The organism is Sphingomonas sp. Leaf343, from assembly GCF_001423765.1.
Classification (GTDB): Bacteria; Pseudomonadota; Alphaproteobacteria; order Sphingomonadales; family Sphingomonadaceae; genus Sphingomonas.
The window spans coordinates 360,538-371,817 of the sequence record NZ_LMPG01000011.1 but is presented as its reverse complement, the minus strand read 5'-3'; the positions used below and the strand labels follow the sequence as shown (position 1 = coordinate 371,817).

General features: G+C 63.0%; 6 protein-coding genes. 4 read left to right on the top strand and 2 right to left on the bottom strand.

From position 1 onward, the window contains the following. Positions 1-207: 207 nt before the first annotated feature. On the top strand, positions 208-981 hold the full coding sequence (locus tag ASG07_RS09485) for an alpha/beta fold hydrolase (RefSeq protein WP_055844926.1): 774 nt from the start codon (positions 208-210) through the stop codon (positions 979-981). A gap of 386 nt (positions 982-1,367) precedes the next feature. Here ASG07_RS09485 and ASG07_RS09480 read toward each other — a convergent pair whose 3' ends face one another. Together ASG07_RS09480 and ASG07_RS09475 are read right to left on the bottom strand one after the other, a co-directional pair. Next, complete coding sequence (locus ASG07_RS09480) at positions 1,368-2,921, bottom strand: sulfatase family protein (protein ID WP_082474691.1); 1,554 nt, start codon at positions 2,919-2,921, stop codon at positions 1,368-1,370. 61 nt (positions 2,922-2,982) lie between these two features. After that, on the bottom strand, positions 2,983-5,763 hold the full coding sequence (locus ASG07_RS09475; RefSeq protein ID WP_082474690.1) for a TonB-dependent receptor: 2,781 nt from the start codon (positions 5,761-5,763) through the stop codon (positions 2,983-2,985). Between the two features lie 563 nt (positions 5,764-6,326). Here ASG07_RS09475 and ASG07_RS09470 point away from each other — a divergent pair. From ASG07_RS09470 to ASG07_RS09460, 3 genes are all read left to right on the top strand, one after another. Next, positions 6,327-7,325: a hypothetical protein gene (locus ASG07_RS09470; protein ID WP_055844919.1), complete on the top strand. Its 999-nt coding sequence runs from the start codon at positions 6,327-6,329 to the stop codon at positions 7,323-7,325. Positions 7,326-7,672: 347 nt separating this feature from the next. Then, positions 7,673-9,187: an ATPase domain-containing protein gene (locus tag ASG07_RS09465; RefSeq protein WP_055844916.1), complete on the top strand. Its 1,515-nt coding sequence runs from the start codon at positions 7,673-7,675 to the stop codon at positions 9,185-9,187. A 1-nt stretch (position 9,188) separates the two neighbouring features. After that, positions 9,189-11,168 carry a PAS domain-containing hybrid sensor histidine kinase/response regulator gene (locus ASG07_RS09460; protein WP_055844913.1) on the top strand — a complete coding sequence of 660 codons (1,980 nt, stop codon included), beginning with the start codon at positions 9,189-9,191 and terminating at the stop codon, positions 11,166-11,168. Positions 11,169-11,280: the final 112 nt, after the last annotated feature.

The following is an 11,280-nucleotide window of genomic DNA, read 5'->3' as shown; positions in this document are numbered from 1 at the left end:
GCCATTCAGTGCAGTCGTAGCGCTTACTCGCAAGCGGTCGCTCGTTCATGTTCAATGACCCTTTTCTGAACAGGCAGACTTTCCCGGCCCCACCGCCTGCCGGCGCGGGCCTATGGGCCGATCTCCAGCGCCCGTCGGCCGATAAAAGCCGGGCCCGCGAAGCKACCGGGCTCGTTGAGCTTCTCACAACGACGAGGCGGAGACGGCATGAACACGATTGAGCGCGGCACTGGCCGCACGCTGCTTTTGATCCACGGCCTGGGCGGGAGTTGGCAATCGTGGAGTACCGTCTTGGACCCACTCAGCGCCTCGCGAAAGGTCATCGCGGTCGACCTTCCCGGCCATGGGGCTACCCTTGCCGAATCCGACAGCGGGACGTTCGATGGTCTGGTCGGCAGCGTCGAGCGTTACATCGCGRARGCTGGCTTGTCCGGCGTCGATGTCGTCGGCAGTTCCATGGGTGCGCGGATCGTGCTTGAGCTCGCACGGCGCGGACTCGTCGGGAACGTCGTCGCGCTCGATCCGGGCGGCTTCTGGCGGGGCTGGGAGCGCACCTTCTTCAAAACCACCATCGGCGCCTCCGGTCGCTTACTGCGGGCCATCCGGCCAGGCCTGCCGGCGTTGAGCCGGAATGCAGCGTCGCGCACGGCGCTGCTCGCGCAGCTCTCCGCGCGTCCTTGGGCGCTTGACGGGGAGACCGTCGCGACCGAGCTGGAAGGTCTCAGTACAACGCCGACGTTCGATGCGCTGGTCCGGAGCCTTGCCACGGGACCTGAGCAGTCCGGTCCCGCCGCTGCCGGCACCGGCCGGGTCGTCATCGGGTGGGGCAGGCACGACCGGCTCTGCCTCCCCAGACAGGCTGCGCGCGCGCAGGCAGCCTTTCCCGGCGCCGAGCTCCACTGGTTTGATGGCAGCGGCCACTTTCCTATGTGGGACACGCCGGAGGAGACAGTCGCCGTCATTCTCGACGCGACGAGGTGATGCTCCACCCGCTTCACGGCTCGATTGCGCGATGATGGTAGCATCGACCCAATTGCGGACATTTAAGGCCGGCGCGACCGGCTGACCGATTTCTGGACCCGCTGGGNGACACGCCGGAGGAGACAGTCGCCGTCATTCTCGACGCGACGAGGTGATGCTCCACCCGCTTCACGGCTCGATTGCGCGATGATGGTAGCATCGACCCAATTGCGGACATTTAAGGCGCTCTACCTGCCTTCCTACTTCCGCCGTTCGTTCATCCACCTTCTCGCACGTGATCTACCTGAGACGCTCCACAGCAAGTATGACCTTCAGCCTCGTCTCTTTTGCTTGATAAGGCGCAGAGACGAAGCGTCGTCGGCCACGGTTCTTGTAAGCCGCCGGACCTACGGTCGTCGTGGTCTTTGAAAAAAGGACGGCGGGAATGCCGCTTGTTTTGCCCCTGTTGGACTGCGCAGCTTGCCCTGGAAGCCGCCGTCGGCGGCTAGCGGTATTTGCATGCCGTTTGTTTCTTCCAGCAGCCTGAAGAGCTTGCCGCTCAATCGGTCGGCAAGCTCTTCGTGGCCAGGCCTCGCCAGCAAGTTATTGTTTTCTTGAGGGTCAGCAGCAATGTCGTAGAGTTCGTCCAGATCCCAGATGCCGTGAAAGTGGATGTACTTGTAGCGATCCTCGCGCAGTGCGTGGACGGTCGGCGTCTGCGGGAAATTGCGCTCCCAGTAATATTCGTACAGCAACTCGTCGCGCCACGGTGCCTTGGGGTTGCGGACCAACGGCAGCATGTCGGCCCCTGCCATGGCCGCCGGCGCTTTCAGCCCCGCGGCTGCCAGCATAGTCGGTGCGATGTCGATGTTGGCGACCACCGCCTCGACGGTGCTGCCGGCCGGGAACAGCGAAGGACAGCGGGCGATCATCGGGATGCGCATCGATTCCTCGTAAGCCGCCCGCTTGTCGATGAGGCCATGTTCGCCGAACATGAAGCCATTGTCGCCTAGATAGAGAATGAGCGTGTCATCGAGTTCACCGCGTTTTTCTAGCAGGTCGATGATCCGCGCTAACCCCTCGTCCACCGCGAGCAGCGTTTCCATGTAGCGCTTGTAGTAGTCGGCGATGTCGAGGTTGCCGTGATAGGCGTAATCGACACCGTGCCAGCTGTTGCGCTGGTTCTCCACCCACATCGGCCGACCGGGCGCTCCTGGCTTCATGTTGGCGGGATAGCGAAACGTCTCCTTGTCGTAGCGGCCTTTATGGCGGTCCGCCGGGATAAATTCCGAATGCACCGCCTTGTGGGCAAGGTGCATCATCCAGGGCCGCTTCTGATCCCGACGGCCGATCCAGTCGAGCGCATAGTCGGACAGTTCGTCCGTGATGTACCCTTTTTGCGGAACCTGACGGCCATTGACGTTCAGGCCGTCCTGGCTGGGAAGATAGGTTCCCTGCCCCTTGAAGCTGACCCAGTGGTCAAACCCAGGCTGCGGCGCATCGCCTTCGTCGCCCATGTGCCATTTGCCGATGAAGGCCGTGTCGTAGCCCGCTTCCTGAAGATATTGCGGATAGAAGATCAGGCCAGGTGGGATTGGATGGTTGTTGTCGACGACCTTGTGCTGATGGGCATACAGGCCCGTGAAAATCGATGCGCGGCTCGGCGAACACAGCGCGGTGGTGACGAACGCGTTGCGGAAATGGGTACCCTCCCGCGCGAGCCGGTCCAGTGTTGGCGTATCGCCGAAATCCTGCGCCTTCATGAAGCCCATCGCGTCGTATCGATGATCGTCGGTCAGCACGACCAGGATGTTCTTCGGTCTGGCCACCGGCAGTCGATCGAGACGCAGGTTCTGCTTGGGCTGCGGCGTGAAGGCGTGCGCCGCGGCCCAGGAATATAAGCCAAAAGCGCCGCCGCTTCCGGCCAGAAGTACGCCGCGGCGATCGATCGGATCGGACATAAATTCTCCTTGTCCCGAACGCCCCTTCGTCACTTGAGAGGCGGCGTCCTGTCATGACTGTTTAGAAGCTGACGCGGACCCCGCCGAACACGCGGCGGCCGGCGTCGAGGTAATTGGCCGGCAAACCGGTCGTATATTCCACGATCTCATCGCGATCGAGCAGGTTCACCCCTTCGATGACAATGGATATCCTTGGCGCTACCTTCAGGCTGATGCTGCCGTCCAGCGTGCCAAACGCTCGGTTGATACGCCCCATCGCCGGCGAGACGGCCGCTGCCGCGAGGTAGCTGCTGCGCCAGGAGTAGGACAGTCGTGCGCCGACCGGCCCCTTTTCATAATACCCGATGACGTTGTAGTTATGCTTGGACGCGGCGGTGAGCTGAGTGGGATCGCTGTTGTCGATGTACGTATAGTTCAGGATCGTACCGAAGCCGTCGAGCGGCGAAGGCAGCCAGGTGAACGCCTGTTGAAAGTACAGCTCGACGCCCTTGAGGTCGACACCCGATCCATTGACCAGCTCGCTGACCGTAAAATCCGTCTGGATAGTGGTGGTGCCGGTGGTGCGAATATAGGAAACGGGCAGCGACTGGATGCTGGTCTCGCGCCGTATCAAACTTTCCAGATTCTTGTAGAAGAGCGATGCCCCGACCAGCGCGTCACGACCGAAGTAATATTCGATGGTGGCATCGATGTTGTTCGCTCGAAAGGGATCGAGATAAGGATTGTTGCGCGTTACCGTCAGCGCGTTGCCGTTCGCCGTCGTTGTAGGCGATATGTCGCCGAGATTAGGCCGCGTGATCGTCCTAGATGCTGACAAGCGAAACTGTAGTGTGTCAGTCGCTTCGTATTTCAGGTTCACACTGGGCAGATAATCCCAATAGCTGCGCTTCACCGCCAGCGCAGCAGACGCCGGCACACGCGTAATCATCCCCGTTTCCACCTCCACGGTGATACCATTCAGGTCCGGGCTTACGCCGACGGTGTTCTGGCCCGTACGCACCGCGCGGAAGCCGATGTTTCCCGTCAGTTTCCCAAATGCGATATCGCCACGGGCATACAGCGCGAGCGTCTGTTCATCGACGTTGAGGATACCCGTGGCATCGTTGGTGTAAGTGCCCGCCGCGGTCAGCTGAGTATCGCTGAAGCGCTTGACGAATGACCGTGCATCTGACCCAAGCCAGCGGCTGGGATATGCGGCATTGCCGTCATAGCTGCCCAGGAACGATCCCGCCCCCGGCGCAATCGGAATCATGAACGGGGCGGCGCTGAATGATCCCACGATCGGCCCAGCCGGAAGACCGCCATAGAGTTGCGATACGCCGGCAGCCGAGATCGTAAGTGTCTTGTTGTCCTGGTACAGCGAGCGATCGACATACTTGGCGCCGGCGCGGACGGTGGTGAGACCCCGCTCACCAAAGTCACGGCGAATATCAAGCTTGGCATCCCACATACGATCGTTGGTAACGCGATTGAGCTCGCCATTCAGGCTCAACAGCCGGAAGTTGGCGGGGTCGAGCTTGCGGGCGTCGAAACCGTCGAGATAGGTGATGCCGGGTATATCATCGCCTGGTCGCGCTATGATGCGCGCCGTCCCGTTGATGCTGTCGGCGATGTTGAGCGTGTCGCGCCGCTGGCGGGAACGTTGCGCCGATCCCTCGACCACGATCGTCCAGGCGTCGGCCTGGAATTTAGCACCGCCGACCAAAGAGCGAATATAGCCGTCGCGATTTTGGTATCGGCCACCGTTGCGAAGATCAAGATTGGCGACGGTGAAGTCGGTCGCCGTCTCGACCCCATCGAGCATCTCCGTCCTGGAGACGATCACGCCCGATGCATTGGCGAAGTTCTGGTAGTTTTCCTGTCGAACTGCACCGACGTCGACCTTCGTATAGAAACCGTCGACGTAGACCTCGAACGCGTCGCTTGCGCGAAATTGGACTGACGCCAACCCGCTCAGGCGGCGGTTATCCTCGGTGAACATGTCGTGGATGATGAGGCCCGGGATACGCACAAGCCGATTGGGGGTCACGAGCCCGTCGCCGTTCAGATCGTCGCTGCCACCGCCGAGCGGCACGCCCTGCCCCTCGGTCACCGTATTCCAGCCGGTTTCGATCTGGTGCGTCTGCGGACGTCGCTGCGTGTAGGAACCGCCGAGCGTGATCCCGAGCCGACCGTCAAGGAAGCTGTCTGCGAAAAGACCAGAGATGCGGGGCGAAGTTTTACCCGAATTGCTTTCGTGTTCGGCCTGCGCCGAGAACGCCAGCACCCGGCGATCGATATCTAGCGGACGCGGTGTGCGAATGTTCACGGTCCCAGCCAGACCACCGTCATCCAGATCGGCTGTGGGGGACTTGTAGACCTCCAGCGTACGGACGAATTCCGATGGCAACGCCGAGAAGTCGAACGACCGCGAGAATGTTGTGAACAGATCGTTGATCGCGTTCGGTACGCTGCGACCGTTCAAGGTCACCAAGGTGAACGTATCGGGCAAACCACGGATATTAACGCTGCGTCCTTCGCCACGTGTACGGTTGATCTGGACGCCAGAGATGCGCTGTACGGATTCCGCAACGTTCACGTCAGGGAAGCGTCCAATGTCTTCCGCGCTGATGACATCAACGATGCTGTCCGCGTCCCGCTTCAGCTTCACCGCCCGTTCGATGCCACTTCGTATCCCGGTCACGACGATATCATCGTCGCTTTGATCTGTGTTTGAAACAGCGCCCTGGCCCGCTGCATCCCACGTGGCGCTCTGACCAGCCGCTCCCACTGGGAAGGCTACAAGGCCGACGATCAATGAGGTCATACTGGCCCTGAAAAGCCATTCGGCATCAACGTTCATTCTTGGCCCCCGATGTTCGTCGCTGATGTCCCATCAACCCGATGGGGATTGCGACAAAGCATTACTTTATGAGGGGAAATGCTCGCCACGGGGCGCGTGGGAAGGTGAACCGACCGGGCGCCTTGCGGTCGATGGGGTTCGTCAGCGGAGGGACCGTCATTCGTCGCGACTACGGCGCCAAGAAGGGTTGCGCGTTGCCCCCCTCAGTCCTGGACTGCTCGATTAATGGCTGGATGCGGGGTGAAATCCACTCGGACGCAACGACTGCGACTGACAAACTATCATTAGCATCAGCGGCGCGATGTAGGGTTTATGGCCTGAATCGCTGAGGTGTGCGCTGCATCTGCAAGACCCGGTTGCGGCGGTCCTGGCCGGGCGACCCCGCACCTCACGCCCTGCGTCTCCCCGGCGAACCGACACGATTTTTGGTCGCCCCGTCAGGGTGGCAAGGGACACCAGCAGGAGGAGGCGACAGGGTTCGCCGGATACCGCGCAACAGATGATGCGTTGTTCTCGCTGTTCGAGCGGCTGCCTGCCGACCGCCTGATCCCATGAGGCGTCCGATGACCAGCTTTGACCGCACCGACAATTTGCATCGCCCGCCGTTGAGCGACACTCATGCGCCTGACGGCAAGCCGTTGATCGTCACACCGACCTTCGTCAGCCGCGTGGACAACACGGCTCGCGGCGAGCGGCCTCAGGATAGTGGCTCGGCAAAGAGTCGGCATGGGCACGAGGTGCATTTTCCGAACTGGCGCGCCAGCGCCCTTGCACTTGAAGGCGAGCCCAACATCGCTTTCGAACATTGGGACGAGTATTGGCGCAAGGTTCACGGCCCCAAATTTGCCTGGGACGAGCCGGGTAGTTCGTCGGCGAAGGTATTGCGCTACGATCAGGTGCATCGCGTCGCGTCAGGCCCCTCATCCGCTTTCCCTCCGCCTTATCGCGCGATGGTAGACGACAGCGGCCGGCTTCCTTCCGATCCTTGGCAGCATGTACCCGAGCTCAAGCGCCCCCGCTGGGATGGTCTTGCCTATATCGCCTATGCCAAGGAGGACGACATCGAGGCGACGCTCGGCCAGGAGAAGTTCGCCAAACGCATCATCGCCGACGAGCAGACCGCATTTCGGATGGTGCCTCGGGAGATCACCCGTGAGTACATCCTGATCCCGAGCACGCGGCACCGCGACGCAATCAGCCTCGTCAAAATCCACATGCGCCGGCCGGAACTGTCCCGCGAGGTGTTCCAGCGGCGATTGCTTGGGGAGCACGCGGATCTTGTACTCGGCCAGCCCACGACCAAAGAACTGGTGCGCCGCTATGCGCAACTTCACAACATCGGATCGACGCAGAAGGACCCGGAAGGCTCCAAGATCGACGCCGTCTCGATTTTCGCTTTTGCGTGCATGAACGATGTCGAGGATTACCTAGTCAGCGAGGAACACGCTGCAATCCAGGCGTCTGAAGACGGCCTGGCTGGCGAGGGCTCGGAATGGTGGACCGCGGTAAACTATAGCGTGATCAACCGGCTGGCGCCGGAGGGGGTGACGCAGCGCTCATAAGCTGGGCGTCCGTCGCTCCGAATTTTGAGTCAAGCATGACCCAGATGCAGACGCTCGCCGGCCTTCCTCTGCTACCTAATTTCGGACATTAGTTCGTGCTGCTCGTCGGAAGCCTGCAGTGAATCAAGTGGCCGTCATCGAAGCCGTAATCCGCGACGCGTTCCGCAGCGGCGCGACATTGCAGCGATCCCCGCGGTCTGCCACCACGCAGAGTAGTCCGCGCCTGGGAGGGCGTGTGCCTACCTCCTCAGGCGGAGACATCTCCGCTTTGCATATTCTCATCAACGCGTTAGCCGACCATATCGTGGGACGCCTGGTGGCTACCGACTTATTGGACGCGGGAGACGATGGTGTCGGCGACGCAAGCACTGCCCGACCGGGCCCTGACCGGCATCGCCGGGCTCGACGACATCCTGAATGGCGGCCTGACCCCACACCGCATGTATCTGGTCGAGGGCACGCCGGGCACCGGCAAGACTACTCTTGGCCTTGGCTTCCTGTTGGCGGGTGCCGCGATCGGAGAGACCGGGCTCTACATCACGCTAGCGGAGACCGAGGTTGAGCTGCGCGCCGTGGCCGCGACGCATGGCTGGACGCTCGATCCCGTCGAGTTGTTCGAGATGGTGCCTGCCGACGGACTGGGCGAGGATCAGGAACAGACGTTGCTCCATCCCAGCGAGGTCGAGCTTGGTGAGACGGTGCGCGACGTGATGGCGAAGGTGGACGAGAGCCGGCCGAGCCGGATCGTGCTCGACAGCCTGTCGGAACTTCGGCTGCTCGCGCAGAGCCCGATCCGCTATCGCCGCCAGATCCTGGCGCTCAAGCACTTCTTCTCGACCCGTCGCTGTACGGTGCTGTTCCTCGACGACAAGAGCGGTGCGGGCAGCGACCTTCAGCTGCACAGCATCGCCCACGGTGTCGTCTCGCTGGAGCAGACCCTGTCCGGGTTTGGCGCGCAGCGTCGTCGCCTTCACGTCGTGAAGATGCGCGGACTGCAGTATCGCGGCGGCTATCACGATTTTGAGATCGAGCGCGGCGGTCTGCGCGTGTACCCCCGGCTGGTGGCGTCCGACCATGACACCAGTGAGGCCGGCGCGCCAATCTCGACGGGATCGACCGAGCTCGATGACCTGCTCGGCGGCGGGCTCGTACCCGGCACCGCGACGCTGCTCACCGGCCCTGCCGGCGTCGGCAAGACGACCGCCTCGGTGCAATGCATGGTCGCGGCACTCCGCCGCGGCGAGAAAGCGGCATATTTCCTGTTCGACGAACGGCTGCCGACGCTGCTCGCGCGCAGCGCGGCGCTCGGCATGGACCTCCAGCCCTATATCGATGACGGCCGGCTGGACCTGCGTTCGATCGACCCGGCCGAAATGTCACCCGGCGAGTTCGCCGGCTCGATCCGCGCTGCGGTCGAGGAGCAGGGCGCGAGCTTCGTCATCATCGACAGCCTCAATGCCTACCTCCAGTCGATGCCCAACGAGCAGTTCCTGGTGTTGCAGATGCACGAGATGCTGACTTATCTCGGGCAGAAGGGCGTGGTCAGCCTGCTGATCCTGGGGCTGCACGGCGTAATGGGCGACATCCGCTCCGACGTTGATCTCAGCTACTTGTCCGACACCGTCGTTCAGCTGCGCTATTTTGAAGCGTATGGCGAGGTCCGCCAGGCGATCTCGGTCATCAAGACCCGTACGGCACGGCACGAGCGCACAATTCGTGAGTTCCAAATTGGCGGCAACGGGCTGCAAGTCGGCGGACCGCTGCGCGAGTTCCAGGGGGTACTCACCGGCGTGCCGACCTTCTCAGGCGAAGGAAAGACGCTGATGGCTAGTCAGATGGGCACTTTGGACCAGCACGGCTGATATGCCCGAACGGGTTCTGATCCTGGCACCGCGCGGGCGGGACGCGGCGATCGCTGCGGAGTTGCTAGGTCGGCACGACATTCGCACCATCATCTGTGCAAATCAGGCGGCGCTCCTCGATCATTTGAACACCGGCGCCGGCGCCGTAATGCTGACCGAAGAGGCACTGCTGGCGGGCGACATGGGTGACCTCGCAACATGGGTCGCCGCTCAGCCGGCGTGGGCCGACATCCCCTTCGTTGTGCTGGCCAACGGCGTCCGCGCGCCGCGAAGCGCCGCCGCGACCCGTCGCCTCGGCGAGCTCGGCAACGTGGTGCTCCTCGAACGTCCGCTGCACGCTGAGGCGATGTTGGGCGCGGTTCGCTCGGCGTTGAAGGCTCGGTCCCGGCAATATGAGGTGCGCGACGCGGCCGGCAAGCTGGAGCGCGCGGTCGTTGATCGCACCCGTGAACTGGAGGCGGCGCGCGAGAGCCTTGAGATCGCACTGGACGCGGCCGGAATGGGCAGCTGGGACATCGACCTGCTGACCGGAGTGGCTGGGAGGACGCTGCGCCATGATCAAATCTTCGGCTATGCGCAGGCGCTGCCCGACTGGAATGTCGACGCGTTTCTCAGGCACGTCGAGCCCGCGCAGCGCGACATTGTGTCGGAGGCTTTCGCTGCGGCACCGACGACCGGACTGCTCGACATCGAGTGCGGCATCGTCGCCGCCGACGGCAGCCGCCGCTGGATCGTTGCCAAGGGCCGAGTCCGCTACGACGAGAGCGGCGTTCCCGTGCGGATGACGGGCGTTGTCTCCGACGTGACCGATCGCAAGGACGCCGATGCGCAGCTCGCCCAGGCGCAGAAGATGGACGCGATCGGTCAGCTGACCGGCGGGGTGGCGCACGACTTCAACAACCTGCTGACGCCGATCGTCGGCAGCCTTGACCTTATGCGCCGCCGCCACAAGGACGACGAGCGCACCCAGCGGATGATCGGGGGCGCGCTCCAGGCCGCCGAACGCGCGGCAACGCTGACCCAGCGGCTGCTGTCGTTTGCCCGCCGCCAGGCGCTGCAGCCCCGCGCAGTCGACGTCGGCGCCCTGATCGACGGCATCGTCGACCTGATCCGGCGCTCGCTGGGGCCGTCGATCGCCGTCGTGCTCGAGGTGCCGCGGCATTTACCGTCGGCACGCGTCGACCCCAACCAGCTCGAACTGGCGCTGCTCAACCTCGCGATCAACGCACGCGACGCGATGCCGGGCGGCGGTCGACTGACGCTGACGGTCGCGGATGTCGTCGTCGACCAGCGCAACGCGATCGGGCTCGATGCCGGCGATTATGTAAGGCTACTCGCCGTCGACACTGGCACCGGGATGGACCGTACGACGCTCGCCCGGGCGACGGAGCCGTTCTTCTCAACCAAGGGGGTCGGCAAGGGCACTGGCCTTGGCCTGTCGATGGTCTACGGGCTCGCCGCGCAGTCCGGCGGCACGCTCAGGCTGTCGAGCGAGCCGGGTTCGGGCACCACGGTCGAGCTGTGGCTGCCGGCGACCGACGAGCCGGCGAGCGACGCGGGCGAGCAGCGAGCCGAGCCAATCGCCGCCCGGCGCGCCGCGACCGTGCTGCTGGTTGATGACGAGGATCTCGTGCGCGCGGCCACCGCCGACATGCTGCGCGACCTGGGCTACACCGTAGTTGAAATGAGCTCGGCGTCGCAGGTGCTGGCAGCGGTCCGGGCCGGACTGGAAGTCGACATCCTGGTGAGCGATTACCTGATGCCGGCCATGACCGGCGGTCAACTTATCAGCGAACTGCGAAACTCCGGCGTGCGGCTGCCGACCTTGCTAGTGACTGGTTATGCGGCAGCGGGCGATGACGTACCTCTCGATGTTCCGCGCCTGGCGAAGCCATTTCGGCAGGTCGATCTCGCCGCTCGAGTGGATGACCTGCTGCGCCCTACTCCCGACTCCGCAGCACATCTGCGCGTTGTGAAATAAGTCTTTCGCGCAGGATCAGAGCTGCAATTCGACGGGAAAGACGGGGCGGCTGACCGAAGTTTGAACGACCGATAGGACGATAATCTCGTGGGAAGTGCGCCGTCCTGTGCGG

Bases quoted from the DNA above. Each gene is read 5' to 3' on its own strand.
- ASG07_RS09480 (WP_082474691.1), bottom strand. From the start codon at position 2,921: ATGTCCGATCCGATCGATCGCCGCGGCGTACTTCTGGCCGGAAGCGGC.
- ASG07_RS09475 (WP_082474690.1), bottom strand. From the start codon at position 5,763: ATGAACGTTGATGCCGAATGGCTTTTCAGGGCCAGTATGACCTCATTG.
- ASG07_RS09470 (WP_055844919.1), top strand. From the start codon at position 6,327: ATGACCAGCTTTGACCGCACCGACAATTTGCATCGCCCGCCGTTGAGC.
- ASG07_RS09465 (WP_055844916.1), top strand. From the start codon at position 7,673: ATGGTGTCGGCGACGCAAGCACTGCCCGACCGGGCCCTGACCGGCATC.
- ASG07_RS09460 (WP_055844913.1), top strand. From the start codon at position 9,189: ATGCCCGAACGGGTTCTGATCCTGGCACCGCGCGGGCGGGACGCGGCG.